General features: G+C 61.9%; 11 protein-coding genes. 10 read left to right on the top strand and 1 reads right to left on the bottom strand.

The window, feature by feature from the left end; genetic code table 11:
• Positions 1-11: 11 nt before the first annotated feature.
• The 10 genes from B0919_RS19260 (at position 12) to ftsZ (ending at position 14,577) form a co-directional block, all read left to right on the top strand.
• The gene (locus B0919_RS19260; RefSeq protein ID WP_078013920.1) at positions 12-2,351 is read left to right on the top strand and encodes a penicillin-binding protein; all 2,340 of its coding nucleotides are present in this window, start codon (positions 12-14) and stop codon (positions 2,349-2,351) included.
• A 32-nt stretch (positions 2,352-2,383) separates the two neighbouring features.
• Complete coding sequence (locus B0919_RS19255) at positions 2,384-3,874, top strand: UDP-N-acetylmuramoyl-L-alanyl-D-glutamate--2,6-diaminopimelate ligase (protein WP_410503632.1); 1,491 nt, start codon at positions 2,384-2,386, stop codon at positions 3,872-3,874.
• Positions 3,875-4,139: 265 nt separating this feature from the next.
• On the top strand, positions 4,140-5,360 hold the full coding sequence (gene mraY / locus B0919_RS19250) for a phospho-N-acetylmuramoyl-pentapeptide-transferase (protein WP_078013919.1): 1,221 nt from the start codon (positions 4,140-4,142) through the stop codon (positions 5,358-5,360).
• A 4-nt stretch (positions 5,361-5,364) separates the two neighbouring features.
• Entirely contained in the window at positions 5,365-6,747 is a 1,383-nt protein-coding gene (gene murD / locus B0919_RS19245) for a UDP-N-acetylmuramoyl-L-alanine--D-glutamate ligase (RefSeq protein WP_078013918.1), read from the top strand.
• 79 nt (positions 6,748-6,826) lie between these two features.
• A complete protein-coding gene (locus B0919_RS19240) occupies positions 6,827-8,008 on the top strand; it encodes an FtsW/RodA/SpoVE family cell cycle protein (RefSeq protein ID WP_078013917.1) in 1,182 nt (393 codons plus the stop codon).
• Between the two features lie 55 nt (positions 8,009-8,063).
• Positions 8,064-9,221, top strand: coding sequence for an undecaprenyldiphospho-muramoylpentapeptide beta-N-acetylglucosaminyltransferase (gene murG / locus B0919_RS19235; RefSeq protein ID WP_078013916.1), 1,158 nt, complete (start codon positions 8,064-8,066; stop codon positions 9,219-9,221).
• Positions 9,218-10,660, top strand: coding sequence for a UDP-N-acetylmuramate--L-alanine ligase (gene murC, locus B0919_RS19230; protein ID WP_078013915.1), 1,443 nt, complete (start codon positions 9,218-9,220; stop codon positions 10,658-10,660). Before murG ends, murC begins: the two co-directional genes overlap by 4 nt.
• The gene (locus B0919_RS19225) at positions 10,644-11,408 is read left to right on the top strand and encodes a cell division protein FtsQ/DivIB (RefSeq protein ID WP_254846618.1); all 765 of its coding nucleotides are present in this window, start codon (positions 10,644-10,646) and stop codon (positions 11,406-11,408) included. The genes murC and B0919_RS19225 overlap by 17 nt, the downstream gene beginning before the upstream one ends.
• Positions 11,409-11,492: 84 nt before the next feature.
• Positions 11,493-12,872, top strand: coding sequence for a cell division protein FtsA (gene ftsA / locus B0919_RS19220; RefSeq protein ID WP_078013914.1), 1,380 nt, complete (start codon positions 11,493-11,495; stop codon positions 12,870-12,872).
• Positions 12,873-13,008: 136 nt separating this feature from the next.
• On the top strand, positions 13,009-14,577 hold the full coding sequence (ftsZ, locus tag B0919_RS19215) for a cell division protein FtsZ (RefSeq protein ID WP_078013913.1): 1,569 nt from the start codon (positions 13,009-13,011) through the stop codon (positions 14,575-14,577).
• 81 nt (positions 14,578-14,658) lie between these two features.
• Here the strand turns inward: ftsZ and B0919_RS19210 are convergent, their stop codons facing one another.
• The gene (locus tag B0919_RS19210; protein ID WP_176133139.1) at positions 14,659-15,606 is read right to left on the bottom strand and encodes a cytochrome-c peroxidase; all 948 of its coding nucleotides are present in this window, start codon (positions 15,604-15,606) and stop codon (positions 14,659-14,661) included.
• Between the last annotated feature and the right edge of the window lie 65 nt (positions 15,607-15,671).

The raw sequence follows: 15,671 nt of genomic DNA, 5'->3' as shown, positions 1-15,671 counted from the left end.
GCCGCAATAGCATGAGCAAGCAGCAGGGTAGCGTTAAAAAATCCATCGTTACGCGGGTGCGGCTCGCCTTCCTCGGCGTGCTGATTTTCTCGTGCGCCATCGTGTGGAAGATTCAGCGCATTCAGTACCAGGAAGGGGACAAGTGGCGCGCTCTGGAGCAACAGCGGCGCATCGTGTACCAGCCGGTGTTTGCCACCCGCGGCAGCATCCTCTCCGACAACGAAAGCATCATGGCTACCTCGCTGCCCTTCTACCGGGTGGCCTGGGACCCCTCGGTGGTGAACGACGAGCTGTTTGCTAGCAAGGTCGACTCCCTGGCCCTGCTGTTGTCGCGCTTTTTTGGCGACCGAAGCCCGCGCGAATACCGGCAGCGGCTCGTCAACGCCCACAAGAAGGAAAGCCGCTACATCCGCCTGAATTCCCGGCAGATCAACTTTCAGGAAAAGAAGCTGCTGGCGACCTGGCCCATTTTCCGGGCCCGGCGCAAGGGAGGCGTTATTTTCGAGAAGGTGGACAAGCGTTTCCGGCCCTTCGGCGGGCTGGCCCAGCGCACCATTGGCTTCGTGAACGAGGAAAAGCACGGCGCGGGCCTGGAATACACCTTCAACAAAGAACTGGCCGGCAAGGACGGCGAAGCGCTGTTTGAGCGCCTGCCCGGCGGCCTCAAGCCCGTATACGACGGCACCGAAATCAAGCCCCAGGCCGGCTACGACATCAAGTCCACGCTCGACATCAACCTGCAGGACGTGGCCGAAAATGCCTTGCTGCGCAGCCTGGTGGATAACAACGCGCAGTACGGCACGGTGATTCTGATGGAGGTGAAAACCGGCGAAATCAAGGCCGTAGCCAACCTGGGCAAGGTAGCCGACGGCGTGTACCGCGAGGACTACAACTACGCCATTGCCGACCAGGGCCGCACCGAACCGGGCTCAACCTTCAAGCTGGCCTCGATGATGGCTCTGTTTGAGGACAACCCCGAGCTGGACCTGAACGACACCGTGAATACCGGTCGCTCGGGCTCCATGAAAATTGCCGGCGCCGTGAAGACCGACTCGCACCCCTACGGCAAGATTACCGTGCAGCAGGTGTTCGAAAAGTCCTCCAACATCGGCGTGGCCAAGCTGGTGAACGACCACTTCGCCGCCAAGCCCAGCGACTACACCGACTACCTGAAGAAGTTCGGGCTGCACCAGCCGCTGGGCTTCCAGATGTCGGGCGAAGCGCGGCCTTACGTGAAGGACCCCACCGACCGCACCTGGAGCCACACTTCGCTCTCCACGATGAGCATCGGCTACGAGCTGAAGCTGGCCCCGCTGCAGACGCTGGCCTTCTACAACGCCGTGGCCAACGGGGGGGTGAAGATTCAGCCTGTCATCGTGAAGGAAATCAAGCAGGCCGACCAAGTGCTGGAGCGCTACGAAACCAAGGTGCTCAACCCCAAAATCTGCTCCGACGCCACGCTGGCTAAGGTAAAGGCCATGATGGAAGGCGTGGTGACGCACGGCACCGCCCGCGGTATCCGCACGCCCGACTACAGCATTGCCGGTAAAACCGGTACGGCCTGGAAGTTCAAGAACGGCCGCTACACCAAGACTTATTCCACCTCCTTCTGCGGCTATTTCCCGGCCGATAAGCCCAAGTATTCCTGCATCGTGGTGGTGGACTCGCCCAAGAACGGCCGCATCTACGGCGCCGACGTGGCCGCCCCGGTGTTCCGCGAAGTGGCCGACAAGGCCATGGCCCGCGACCAGGCCAGCCAGCGGCCGCTGCTGGCCCGCGCGCCGGTGCACAAGTCGCGGGTGCCGGCCGCCCACGTGGGCATGCAGGAAGACCTACAGCTGGTGTGCAGCCGCATCGGGGTAAATAGCCGCTCCGAGGGCGCCAGCGCCGACGACTGGGTGCGCGCCGATACGCCGCGAGGCGTAACGGCTCTGCAGTGGCAGCCGCTGCCGGTGCGCCAGGGCCGCATGCCCAACGTAGCGGGCCTGAGCCGCCGCGACGCGCTGTACCTGCTCGAAAACCGCGGCCTGCGCGTGCGCACCATTGGCACGGGGCGGGTGGCGCGCCAGTCGGTGCCGGCGGGCATGCCCCTGCAGCGCGGCGCCGTGGTGATGCTGGAGTTGAAAGATCCCACGCTGGTGGCCAAAGCCGCCGCACCGGTGTTGCCCTACGCCCCGCCCAAGCCCACCGTGACGCCGGAGCCCACGGTCATTCCCGAGCCCGTGTCGCCCACCGGTCAGCCCATTACCCGCCCCGACGAGCCGGGAGCCTTGTTCCCGGGCCAGCGCCCGGCCCGCTCCAAGCCCGCCGCGGCCCAGCCCACGAGCCGCAAAGCCGGCCGCCGCGCCTAACCTTTTCCGTTGACTTTCCTGCCCTAGTTACTTTGACCTCTTCGCCTTCCGAACCGACGCATCTGCTGCCTAAGCTGCTGACCGCCGTAACGGTGCTGGCCCAGCACGGCCCGGCCGATGCCGCGGTTACCAGCCTCACCCTCGACTCGCGGCAGGCCGCCCCCGGCACGGCCTTCTTTGCCCTGCGCGGTGTGCAGGCCGATGGCCATCAATTCATCCCGAAGGCCGTAGCCCAGGGGGCCACCGTAGTGGTGTGCGAGGAGTTGCCAGCCAAGCTGGCCGGAGGCGCGACGTACGTACAGGTAAAAGACAGCGCCGAAGCCATGGCCCACATGGCGGCGGCTTTCTACGGCCACCCCAGCCAGCAGCTGAAGCTGGTGGGCGTGACGGGTACCAACGGCAAAACCACCACCGCCACCATGCTGCACAAGCTGTTTGCGGCCCGCGGCTACAAGGCCGGTTTGCTCTCGACGGTGCAAAACCAGATTGGTGACGAAGTCATTCCGGCCACCCATACCACGCCCGACGCCATCCGGCTCAACGAGCTGCTGGCGCGCATGGTAGCGGCCCGCTGCACCCACGCGTTCATGGAAGTCAGCTCGCACGCGGTGGTGCAGCACCGCGTGACGGGGCTGGAATTTGCCGGCGGCATCTTTACCAACCTCACCCACGACCACCTCGATTACCACGGCACATTCGATAACTACCTGAAGGCCAAGAAGGGCTTTTTCGACATGCTGCCGGCCTCGGCTTTTGCGCTTACCAACGCCGACGACAAGCGCGGCATGGTGATGCTGCAGAACACCAAGGCCAAGAAGACTACCTATTCGCTGCGCAGCCAGGCCACGGTGCGCGGCCGCCTCATCGAGAACAGCGTCGAAGGCCTGCTACTCGAAGTAGATGGGCACGAGGTGCAGTTTCGCCTCATCGGCGTGTTCAATGCCTACAACCTGCTGGCCGTGTACGGCGCGGCCACGCTGTTGGGCGAGGAGCCCGAGGAAACTCTGACGGTCCTTTCGGGCCTCACGTCGGCGCCGGGCCGCTTCGAGCCGGTGGTGTCGCCGCGCAAGCGCGTGGTCGGCATTGTGGACTACGCTCACACGCCCGACGCGCTGGAAAACGTGCTGCAAACCATTGCCGATATCCGCCGGCCCGAGCAAGCCGTCATCACGGTGGTGGGCTGCGGCGGCAACCGCGACGGGGCCAAGCGCCCCATCATGGCCGATTTGGCCTGCCGCCTGTCCGACCGGGCCGTGCTGACCTCCGATAACCCCCGCTTCGAGGACCCGAACGAAATTCTGCGCCAGATGCAGGCGGGCGTGCGCCCCACCGACGCGGGCAAGTACCTGACCGTGCCTGACCGCCGCGAAGCCATCAAAACGGCCTGCGCCCTGGCCCGTCCCGGCGACATTGTGCTGGTAGCGGGTAAAGGCCACGAAAACTACCAGGAAATTCAGGGGCAGCGTTCCGCTTTCGACGATAGACTGGTGCTACTGGAAGCTTACGAGCTGCTGAGCTTATGATAAGCCGCCACATAGAACGTCGTGTCGAGCGAAGTTCAGACATCTCGTGTGCTGACGTTAGATAGAAAACTCAACGATTGAAGTTACTATCCAGCGAGATTCCTCGACAAGCTCGGAATGACGTTCCGTGGGACGTTCTACTGGACTCGTTCTAATCCACCGGAATAGCACAAAATCCCCGCAAACGCAACGTTTGACCACTGCCGAAAAAGCCGAAAATTTGCGGCTTCCTGGCGCCTGAAGCGGCGCCGCACCAGCCTGACCAATGCTCTACTACCTCTTCGATTTTTTGCACCGCCACTACAACGTGCCCGGCACGGGGGTTTTCCAATACACCTCGTTCCGCGCCGCCATGGCCGTGGTCACGTCGCTCATCATCGCGCAGCTGTTCGGTAAGCAGTTGATTGCCATTTTGCGACGCCGGCAGATCGGGGAGACGGTGCGCGACCTGGGCCTGCAGGGGCAGTTGGAGAAGAAGGGCACTCCCACCATGGGCGGCCTCATCATTCTGCTGGCCATCCTGGTGCCCACGCTGCTCTTCGCTAAGCTCGACAACATCTACGTTATCCTGATGCTGCTCAGCACGGTGTGGCTGGGGCTCATCGGCTTCGTCGATGACTACATCAAGGTCGTTAAGAAGGACAAGGAAGGCCTGGCCGGCCGCTTCAAGATGCTGGGGCAGATCGGGTTGGGCCTGACGGTGGGCTGGGTGCTCTTCTTCAGCCACGACGTAACGGTGCGCCAGTATCTGCTGGCAAACGGCCAGATTTCGGCCGTGGACGCCAGTCGCGTGTACCAGGACGTGAAGCTGATGATTACCACCATCCCCTTCGCCAAGAACAATGAGCTGAACTACGGCGACCTGTTTGCCACCGCCGGCGACTTTTTCAACGAGTACTACGCCTTCTTCTACATTCCCATCGTGATTTTCATCATCACGGCGGTGTCGAACGGAGCCAACATCACCGACGGCCTCGACGGGCTGGCGGCCGGCACTTCGGCCATCATCGGCACCACGCTGGGCATCTTCGCCTTCGTATCGGGCAACGCCGTGCTGGCCGATTACCTCGACATCATGTTCATCCCGAACGTGGGCGAGCTGACCATTTTCTGTACTGCCTTCGTGGGGGCCTGCGTGGGCTTCCTGTGGTACAACTCGTACCCGGCGCAGGTCTTCATGGGTGACACCGGTTCCCTGGCTATCGGCGGCATCATCGCGGTGCTTTCCCTGATCGTGCGCAAGGAGCTGCTGATTCCGGTGCTCTGCGGCATTTTCCTGGTCGAGAACCTCTCGGTTATTCTGCAGGTGAGCTACTTCAAGTACACCAAGAAGAAATACGGCGAAGGCCGCCGCCTGCTGCGCATGTCGCCTTTGCACCACCACTACCAGAAGCTGGGCTACCACGAGTCCAAAATCGTGTCGCGCTTCTGGATTGTGGGCATCATGCTGGCTGTGCTCACCCTGGTAACCCTCAAACTGCGCTAAACCCATGCAGCACTCCAGCGAAGGCAAAAAACTGGTCATTCTCGGCTCCGGCGAAAGCGGAGTAGGAGCCGCCCTGCTCGGGCAGGCCAAGGGCTACGACGTGTTCGTGTCGGATGGCGGTGCGCTCAAGCCTATCTACAAGGAGAAGCTCGACAAAGCCGGCATCCGCTTCGAGGAAGGCACGCACACGCTGGAGGAAATCCTCACGGCCGACGAAATCGTGAAGAGCCCGGGCATCCCGGAAAAAGCTCCGGTGATGCAGGCCGTGCGGGAAAAGAAAATTTCGGTCATCTCCGAAATTGACCTGGCCAGCCGCTACACCAAGGCCCAAAGCATTGCCATTACAGGCACCAACGGCAAAACCACTACCACGCTGCTGACCTACCACCTGCTCAAGGAGGCTGGCTACAACGTGGGCCTGGCCGGCAACGTGGGCCACTCCTTCGCCGAGCAGGTTATTGAGGATACCTTCGATTGGTTTGTGCTGGAGCTGAGCTCTTTCCAACTCGACGACACCTACGACTACACGCCCACCGTGGCCGTGCTGCTCAACATCACGCCCGACCACCTCGACCGTTACCACTACAGCCTGGAGGAATACGCCCAGGCCAAGCTGCGCATCACCCGCAACCTGGACAGCAGCTCGTACTTCGTGTACAACGCCGACGACCGGGTGATTCAGCAGGAATACCAATCGGTGTTCGTCGATACCAATGACCTGCCCTTCAGCCTGCACCGCCGCCCGGACATTCACTGCGCCGGCCGCTACGTCGCCGAAACCACCTTGCGCCTCGACATTCCGCAGGTGCAGGACGATGACCACGAGGACGTGAGCATTGCCCGCTCGCCGCTCATCGGGCAGCACAACCGCCAGAACATGGCTGCGGCCATCCTTGCAGCCCGTGTGGCTGGCCTGTCGGTGAAGCAGATCGAGGCTGCCCTGCCGACCTTCAGCAATGCCGACCACCGCCTGCAGCCCGTGGGCGAAATAGGCGGCGCGCAGTTCATCAACGACAGCAAGGCCACCAACGTGGAGGCGGCTTGGTACGCGCTGGACGGCGTGAAAGCTCCGCTGATCTGGATTGCCGGCGGCACCGATAAGGGCAACGACTACAGCACGCTGGTGCCACTGGCGCAGCAGAAAGTAAAAGCCCTGATCTGCCTCGGCGTCGACAACGCCAAGCTGCGCGCCGCCTTCGACGGGGTGGTGCCGCTGGTGGAAGAAACCCAGGACGTGCGCTACGCCGTGCACCGCGCCGCCGAACTGGCCCAGGCCGGTGACGTGGTGCTGCTCTCGCCCGCCTGCGCCTCCTTCGACCTATTCAAGAACTACGAAGACCGCGGCCGGCAATTTGCCCAGGCGGTCAGTGAGTTGGTGAAATCGTGAAATGGTGCGTGTGCCGTTCTGACGTAGCCGTTTCGTTGCCCATCAACTCACCATTTCACCATCTCACAACCTCACCGCTATGGAACCCGTCAAAAACTGGCTGCGGAACAACCTGAAAGGTGACCCGGTGCTCTGGGCCATCGTGCTGATGTTTTCGTTTATCTCCATTGCGGTGGTGTACTCGGCCACGGGCACGCTGGCCTATAAGAAGATGGGCGGCAACACCGAGTACTTCCTCATCAAGCACACCGGCCTGATTGTGGTGGGCTTGTTCTTTGCCTGGCTGGCCCACCGCATCGACTATCGCCACTACTCGCGTCTGTCCTTATACGCGCTGCTGGCTTCGGTGCCGTTGCTGATATTCACCTACTTCGTGGGCGGCACCACTGTGAACGACGCCTCGCGCTGGCTGACCATTCCGGTGATTAACCAGACCTTCCAGCCGTCCGACTTAGCCAAGCTCGCCCTGATTTCGCACTTGGCCAGCATGCTCAGCCGGCGGCAGCAGTACATCGAGAACTTCAAGACCACGCTGCTGCCCGTAATGCTGTGGGTCGGCGTGATTTGTGGCATCATCGTGATGTCCAACGCCTCAACGGCGCTGCTGCTGTTTTTTACCTGCCTGCTGCTGATGTTCATCGGCCGCGTGCCCCTGAAACAGATGCTCATCATGGTGCTCATCGGCACTGTGGTCGGCGGCATCGGCCTGGCCACTGGACAGCGTGGCAAGACGGTGGTGTCGCGTATCCAGAACTTCACCGACAAGAGCAAGCCGGTGCCGTTTCAGCTGGAGCACAGCTACATTGCTATTTCCACCGGCGGCCTGGTAGGCAAAGGCCCAGGGCAGAGCACGGAGCGCAACATCATGCCGCACCCGTATTCTGACTTCATCTACGCCATCATCATTGAGGAGTACGGCATGCTCGGCGGCATTGCGGTGTTGTTCCTCTACCTGGCCTTCCTGTACCGCGGCCTACTGACGGTGATGCGAAGTTACGGCGCCTTTGGGGGCCTGCTTTCGGCGGGCCTGTGCTTTAGCCTGGTGCTGCAGGCCATGGTGAACATGGGTGTAGCCGTAGGCCTCGGCCCGATTACCGGTCTGCCCTTGCCCATGCTGAGTATGGGGGGCACCTCGTTGATTTTCACCGGCCTGAGCATCGGCATCATACTCAGTGTAAGCCGCGGCGAGCGGGAAATCCGCCCGATGGTGGGTGAACCGGACGACGAGCCGCGCATTGCCAAGCAGACGGCGCTGGCGTAGCCCCGTTGGAGCAACCTAGCGTGCCCTCTGCAAGAATCTGACTTAGAACAACAACATGCCCGAATCGGCCTTGCATATCGAGCCTAATCCCAATGCTTCCTGCCGCGTCATCATTAGCGGCGGGGGTACGGGTGGGCACATTTTCCCGGCCGTGGCCATTGCCAACGAGCTGAAGCGCCGCCGCCCCGACGCCGACATTCTATTTGTGGGCGCCAATGGCCGCATGGAAATGACCCGGGTGCCCGAGGCTGGTTACCGCATCGTGGGCCTGAACATCAGCGGGCTGCAGCGCCGCCTTACGCCCGAAAACCTGCTGTTTCCGCTGAAAGTGTTCCAATCGGTGCGCAAAGCGGGCAAGCTGGTTGAGTCGTTTCGGCCCGATGCCGTGGTGGGCGTGGGCGGCTATGCCTCCGCGCCGGTGCTGCTGGCGGCAACCTCGCGCGCCGTACCCGCCCTGATTCAGGAGCAGAATTCCTACGCCGGCTTGGTAAACAAGCTGCTGGCCCGCCGTGTCGACAAGATCTGCGTGGCCTACGAAGGCATGGAAAAGTTCTTCCCCGCCGACCGGCTGAAGCTCACCGGCAACCCCGTGCGCAGCGAAATTGCGGGCGGCGACCGGGCCGAAGCCCTGCGCTTTTTCGGCCTCGACCCTGATAAACCAGTATTGCTCGTCATCGGCGGCAGCCTTGGGGCCCGCACCCTGAACCATGCCACCGCCGCGGCGCTGCCGCGCCTGCAGGAAGCCGGTGTGCAGCTGCTCTGGCAAACCGGCAAGCTGTACTTCCCCACGGCCGAGCAGCAAGCGGCCGAGTACCAGGCACACGGACTGCACGCGCTGGAGTTCATTAAGCGCATGGACCTGGCCTACGCCGCCGCCGACGTGGTTATCAGCCGAGCCGGGGCCTTGTCGGTGTCGGAGCTGTGCCTGACGGGCAAGCCCTGCGTGCTGGTGCCTTCGCCCAACGTGGCCGAAGACCACCAGACCAAAAACGCGCGCGCCCTCTCCACGCGCCACGCCGCCCTGCTCGTCACCGACGCCGAAGCCGCTGACAGGCTCTACAGCGTGGCTCTGGACTTGCTGCGCGACCCGGCTAAGCAGGCCGAGCTGCGCCGCAACATCGAGCCGCTGGCTCGTCCCGCCGCCACCAGCACCATCGTCGACGAGCTGGAAGTTCTCATTGACCGCCAACGCGCCAAGCAAGCTGCCCGATGAATCCAGTCGCCCAGTTTCCCTACGTCTACTTCCTCGGCATCGGCGGCATCGGCATGTCGGCGCTGGCGCGCTGGTTTCGGGCCAACGGCCACCAAGTATGGGGCTATGACAAGACGCGCACCCCACTGACGGAAGCCCTGGCTCAGGAAGGCATCCTGATTCATTATGACGACGCGCCGGCCCAACTGCCGACGGAGGTGCGCGAGAACAAGGCCCAGACGCTGGTAGTGCTCACGCCAGCCATTCCCAAGGACCATCAGGAGTGGGCGTGGCTGCGCGAGCAGGACTACGACATCCGTAAGCGCAGCCAGGTGCTGGGCCTGCTCACCGCGGGCCGCCGCACTGTGGCCGTAGCCGGCACCCACGGCAAAACCACCACCAGTAGCATGGTGGCTCACCTGCTGCACCACGCAGGTATGCCCGCCGGCGCATTTCTGGGCGGCATCAGCGTCAATCTTGGCTCCAACCTCCTGCTGCCCCCGGCCGAAGCGGGCCCGGATGTTCCGATAGTAGTCGAAGCCGACGAGTACGACCGCAGCTTCCTCACGCTGCACCCCGACGTGGCCATCGTTACCAGCACCGATGCCGACCACCTCGACATTTACGGCGATAAGGACGCGCTGGTGCAGTCGTTCCGGGAGTTTGTCGGTCAGATCAAACCCGGCGGCACCCTGCTGCTGAACCACACCGCCGACCCAAGCGTGGCCCAGGCCGTGCCGCCGGGCGTGCGCGTGCTGCGCTACGGCCTCACCGACAAGCAGGGTCCCGATCTGCATGCCGCCCAGGTGCGTGCCCACGGCCATACCTTCCGCTTCGAGCTGGTAGCCCCCGGGCTGGAAGCCGCCTACGTGGCCGAGCTGCAGCTGCCCGTGCCAGGCTTCCACAACGTAGAAAACATGCTGGCCGCCGCCGGCGCCGCGCATGCTGTGGGGCTGAGCTGGGAACAGTTGCCCGCCGCCGTGGCTGCTTACCGCGGCGTCAACCGCCGTTTCGAGTTTGTGGTGACGCAAGGGGAGGAGCGGGCTTACTTGGATGATTATGCCCACCACCCGCGCGAGATAGAGGCCTTTCTGCGTTCTGTACGCGCTTTGTACCCCGGCCGGAAGCTTCGCGTCATCTTCCAGCCGCACCTGTTTACCCGCACCCGCGACTTCGCCGAGGGCTTTGCCCAGAGCCTGAGTCTGGCCGACGAGGTAATTCTGCTGCCGATATATCCGGCACGCGAGTTGCCGATAGCCGGCGTTACGTCCGAAATCATCTTCGACAAGCTCACCAGCCCGCGTAAGGCCTTGCTTTCCAAAGAGCAAGCCGCGCAGGCCGAGCGCTACGCCGACGACGAGTTTGAGGTCATTGCCACGGTCGGAGCCGGCGACATCGATCAATTGGTGCCGGAATTGAAAAAAATCTTGCGGAACAAGTGGTATGGCGCTGAAGCGTAAGGCGAAAAATGTACTTTTCGGTATTGGCTGTCTGCTTTTGCTGACGGCCCTGACCGTCTTTGCCTCTGTGCGTCAGGCCTCCCGGCCGGTAGGCGCCGTCATCGTTACGATCAGCAACGAGTTTAACAATTTCTTTATCAGCGAACAGCAGGTGACGTCCCTGCTCACGCGTAATGGCAACCAGCAACTGCGCGGGGCCGCGCAGCAGGACCTCGACCTGCGCGCTCTTGAGGGCCGGCTCAAAACGCACCCGTTCGTGAAAGATGCCCAGGTGTACCGCGACCTGGGCGGCAACCTGCACGCCGATGTGCGCCAGAACCGCCCCATCGCACGCCTGGTGCACCCCGACGCCAGCCAGGACCAGTACCTCGACGCCGACGGACAGTCCCTGCCATTGTCCTCGCTGTACTCGGCGCGGGTGGTTCCTATTGCCCGAGTAGGAGGGAGCCCATTAAACGCTCAATTTTTCCAAGATTCTACCGGTAGCCGGTATCTTGATTTTTTGCGTTACGTAGACGAGCATCCTTTCTGGCGGGCTCAAGTTGCTGAAGTATTTTTGTCCCCGAACGGAAAAATAATTTTCACTCAACAGGTAGGTGACCAGCGCGTAGAATTTGGATATCCGGAGAATATTTCGGAAAAATTTGCCAAACTAATGGTATTTTACCGCCAAATTCCTCCAGCTTTAGGATGGGACACCTACCACCGCGTCAATGTGGAATTCCAAAACCAAATAATTTGCGAATAGCACCAGCGTTAAATTGCGCTGGATTTCTGCGTTTTCCGCTCTCCCTGATTCCCCGAACACCTCTCCACTGCCCCGCCATACCCCATGCAACAAGATAAAATCGTCGTCGGCCTCGACATTGGCACCACCAAAATCTGCGCCTTGGTGGGTCGTAAAAATGAGTTCGGTAAACTCGAAATTCTCGGCATGGGCAAAGCCGTGTCGGAGGGGGTTGTGCGCGGCATCGTGTCGAATATCGACAAGACCGTGGATGCAATTAAGCGCGCCATTCGGCAGGCGGAAGAACAGTCCGGGATTAATATCGGCATCGTTAACGTCGGTATTGCCGGTCAGCACATTAAGTCGTTGCAGCACAACGGCTCGATTACCCGCGCCTCGCAGGATTCGGAAATTACCCAGGAAGACGTGATGCGTCTCACCAACGATATGTATCGGCTGGTGACGCCGCCCGGCTCCGAAATTATCCACGTAATGCCGCAGGATTATAAGGTGGATTACGAGGAAGGCATCATGGACCCGGTGGGCATGTCGGGGGTGCGCCTGGAGGGCAACTTCCACATCATCACGGCCCAGAGCACGGCCATCAACAACATCAACAAGTGTGTCACAAAGGCCGGCCTGGAAATCGACAACCTGATTCTGGAGCCGCTGGCGTCGAGCATGTCGGTGCTGTCGGACGAGGAGAAGGAAGCAGGCGTTGCGCTGATTGACATCGGCGGCGGCACCACCGACCTGGCCATCTTCAAGGACGGCATCATTCGCCACGCGGCGGTATTGCCCTTCGGCGGCAACATCATCACGTCGGACATCAAGCAGGGCTGCATGGTAATGCAGAACCAGGCCGAGCAACTGAAGGTGAAGTTCGGCAAGGCCATTGCCGAGGAGGCTTCCGAGTACGAAATCGTGAGCATCCCCGGCCTGCGCGACCGGGCCCCCAAGGAAATCAGCCTGAAGAACCTGGCCTACATCATTGAGGCCCGCATGGAGGAAATTCTGGAGCTGGTGTACGCCGAGATTCAGCGCACCGGCTTCGAGAAAGGCCTCGCCGCCGGCATCGTGCTGACGGGCGGCGGCTCGCAGCTGCAAAACCTGGTGCAGCTGACCGAGTACATCACCGGCATGGATACCCGCATCGGCTACCCCAACGAGCACCTGGGCAAGTCGCGCATCGAGGCGGTGAAGTCGCCGATGTACGCTACCACGGTGGGCCTGGTGCTGGCCGGCTACCGCTCGCTCGACGACCGCGGCGGCCGCCAGCAGTATGACGAGTACACCATGACGCGCCCGCATGAGGCTTCGGTCCGGCAGAATACGCAGCCGGTCACGCCGCAAAATCAGCAGCCGCAGCAGCCCGCCAAGCCGGAGCAGCCCAAGCAGCCGAGCAAGGCTGCCGGTTTCTTCCGCGACATCCTGAGCCGTACGAAAGGCCTGCTCATCGACGATTTCGACGATAAACAGTACTAAATGGCTACATTGTCAAATGGTTAGATGGCTGAATGTTCCGGAGCAAGTAGCTCTACCAATGGAAACCTCAGCCATTTAACCATTTGGCACGTCAACGCCTTAGCCATTTCCTCAGCCATCTGACCTCCCCAGCCATATGGATTTTAAATTTGATATCGCGCCCCAGAGCAAGTCCATCATCAAGGTGATTGGCGTGGGTGGCGGCGGCTCCAACGCCGTCAACCACATGTTCTCGCAGGGCATCAAGGACGTGGAATTCGTCATCTGCAACACCGACAAGCAAGCGTTGCAGAGCTCTTCCGTGCCCAATAGACTGCAAATCGGTGTGGACCTGACCGAAGGCCTCGGCGCCGGTGCCAACCCCGAACGCGGCAAGCAGGCCGCTATCGAGAGCCGCGAGCAAATCCGCGAGCTGCTCAGCAACGGCACCAAAATGGTGTTCATCACGGCGGGCATGGGCGGGGGCACCGGTACGGGCGCCGCGCCGGTTATTGCCAAAGTAGCCAAGGAGCTGGGCATTCTGACGGTCGGCATCGTAACGGCGCCCTTCCTGTTTGAGGGCCGCAAGAAGCGCCAGCAGGCCGAAATGGGTATCCGCGACCTGAGCGACAACTGCGACACGGTGCTCGTCATCCTCAACGACAAGCTGCGCGAGATGTACGGCAACCTGCCCATCCGCTCGGCTTTCGCCAAGGCCGACAACGTGCTGAGCACCGCTGCCAAGTCCATTGCCGAAATCATCACCGTGACGGCCGATGTAAACGTGGACTTTGAAGACGTGAAAACCGTCATGAAGGACTCGGGTGCGGCCGTGATGGGCAGCAGCATCACCGAGGGCGAAAACCGCGCCCGTCGCGCTGCCGAGGAGGCCCTGGCTTCACCGTTGCTGAACAACACCGACATCCACGGCGCGCAGAAGATCCTGCTCAGCATTATGTCGGGCGACCAGGCCGAGCTGGAAATGGACGAGCTGACGGAAATCACGGAGTACATCCAAGCCAAAGCCGGTCAGGATGCCGAGGTGATTTTCGGCCACGGCATCGACGGCACGCTGGGCCAGAGCATCCGCGTGACGGTTATTGCCACCGGCTTTGCCCGCGACACGCACAGCATCTCCATCATGGGCGGCTTCACGGATCTGCAGCCCGCCAAAGCCGAAACGGCCCCGGTGGTAGCTGATCCGCAAATCAACCTCTTCGACAAGGACCGTCATGAGCCCGTAGCCGTACGCCCGACGGCGGCCAGCCCCGTGGTGGTGCCGCCCGCGCCGGTAGCCGCTCCCGTTGCCAGCGCCGATTACCCGCCCGTGCAGCCTTCGCTGCCCGAGCAGCCGCAGGCTCGCTTCGACCTGGAGTCGCCTTCGCCCTTCGTGCCGCCGGTGGTGTACCCCATCCCGTCGGCGCCCGAGCCCATCCAAGTAGTGCAGCAACCGGCCCCGGCCGCCTCGGAAATGCCGCAGGTTTCGCCGGCGCGTCCGTCGCTGGATGCGCGCGCCGAGGAGCGCCGCCGCCGCCTGATGGAGCTGAGTAACGGCATTTCCAACGATGCTATCAAGGAGCAGCTGGAGGTACCGGCCTACTTGCGTCGGCAGGTGAAGCTGGAGCAGGTGCAGCCCTCGTCGGAGCGCAACATCTCGCGCTTTAACCTCTCGGACGACAACGAGCTGCTCGGCGACAACCGCTTCCTGCACGACAACGTGGACTAGCTTGGCCATACTGCGCGCCCCAAGCAAAAGCCCCGCCCGGTACGCAACCGGGCGGGGCCTTTGCTTGGGGCGCGATGCTGACTAGGGGTTGGGGTCGGAGTAGCGCGGGTCGGTGAGAAACGAAGTGTCCGTGAGCGTGTGCAGAAAGGCCAGGATCTGGCGTTTCTGGTCGGCGTTCAGCAGGATACGGCCCGACGGGAAATTATTAGGGTTGCTGAACAGGATGCCATCGGTGGTCGGGGCGCTTTTGACATGGTCGCTGTAATGGTCGATTACTTCCTCCAGCGTTTGGAAGCGGCCGTCGTGCATGTAGGGGGCCGTCAGCGCCACGTTGCGCAGGTTCGGAATCTTGAAGCGGCCGACCTCGAAGGCCTGACCCGTAACGCCGCCGCGGCCGGGGTCGGCGAAGGGGGCCACATCGACGCCGTTGTTGGTGAATTCGTGGATGCCTGATACGCTCGGCAAGCTGTGGCAGTGGAAGCACTCGGCACCGTTGATTCCAGGGCCTGAGTGAGTGCTGAACAAATCCAGCCCAGCCTGCTCATCAGCGGTCAGGCGCACTTCCCCGCGCTTAGATCGATCATACTTTGAGTTGTAAGACACCAGCGTCCGCTCAAACTGCGCCAGGGCTTTGAGAATGTTGTCTTCCGTAATCTGGGACGAGCCGAACGCCTTGCCGAATAGCTGCGGGTAGTTGCCGAGCTGCTGCAGCTTACTCGCACTGGTAGCCAGCGACTGGTGCATTTCGACGGGGTTTTCCAGCGGCACCCGCGCCTGGGTCTCCAGGCTGTTGGTAGCGCCATCCCAGGTAAAGCTCTTGTCCCAGGCCAGATTGACCAGTGACATGCTGCTGCGCCGGTGCTGCTGCCCGTTTACGCCAATAGCAAAGGCACGGCCATCGGTAAAGGCTTTGCTTTGCTGGTGACAGGAGGCGCAGGAGATAGTGCCATCGGCGGACAACTGCTTCTCATAAAACAGCCGGCGCCCTAGGGCAACGCCTTCCTCCGTGAGGGGGTTATCGGCTGGCATGGGTTGTGGGGCCGGCCAGCCGGCTTGGGCTGGCATCGGAAATGTCATGGGTGTCGGGGCGCTAA

Origin of the sequence: Hymenobacter sp. CRA2, assembly GCF_002007105.1 — a bacterium.
In the GTDB taxonomy this organism is placed as follows: Bacteria; Bacteroidota; Bacteroidia; order Cytophagales; family Hymenobacteraceae; genus Solirubrum.
This window is presented reverse-complemented; position numbering and strand designations above follow the sequence as displayed.

What these genes read in the sequence shown, in the direction of transcription:
- B0919_RS19260 (WP_078013920.1), top strand. Translation starts at nt 12, where the DNA reads ATGAGCAAGCAGCAGGGTAGCGTTAAAAAATCCATCGTTACGCGGGTG.
- mraY (WP_078013919.1), top strand. Translation starts at nt 4,140, where the DNA reads ATGCTCTACTACCTCTTCGATTTTTTGCACCGCCACTACAACGTGCCC.
- murD (WP_078013918.1), top strand. Translation starts at nt 5,365, where the DNA reads ATGCAGCACTCCAGCGAAGGCAAAAAACTGGTCATTCTCGGCTCCGGC.
- B0919_RS19240 (WP_078013917.1), top strand. Translation starts at nt 6,827, where the DNA reads ATGGAACCCGTCAAAAACTGGCTGCGGAACAACCTGAAAGGTGACCCG.
- murG (WP_078013916.1), top strand. Translation starts at nt 8,064, where the DNA reads ATGCCCGAATCGGCCTTGCATATCGAGCCTAATCCCAATGCTTCCTGC.
- murC (WP_078013915.1), top strand. Translation starts at nt 9,218, where the DNA reads ATGAATCCAGTCGCCCAGTTTCCCTACGTCTACTTCCTCGGCATCGGC.
- B0919_RS19225 (WP_254846618.1), top strand. Translation starts at nt 10,644, where the DNA reads ATGGCGCTGAAGCGTAAGGCGAAAAATGTACTTTTCGGTATTGGCTGT.
- ftsA (WP_078013914.1), top strand. Translation starts at nt 11,493, where the DNA reads ATGCAACAAGATAAAATCGTCGTCGGCCTCGACATTGGCACCACCAAA.
- ftsZ (WP_078013913.1), top strand. Translation starts at nt 13,009, where the DNA reads ATGGATTTTAAATTTGATATCGCGCCCCAGAGCAAGTCCATCATCAAG.
- B0919_RS19210 (WP_176133139.1), bottom strand. Translation starts at nt 15,606, where the DNA reads ATGCCAGCCGATAACCCCCTCACGGAGGAAGGCGTTGCCCTAGGGCGC.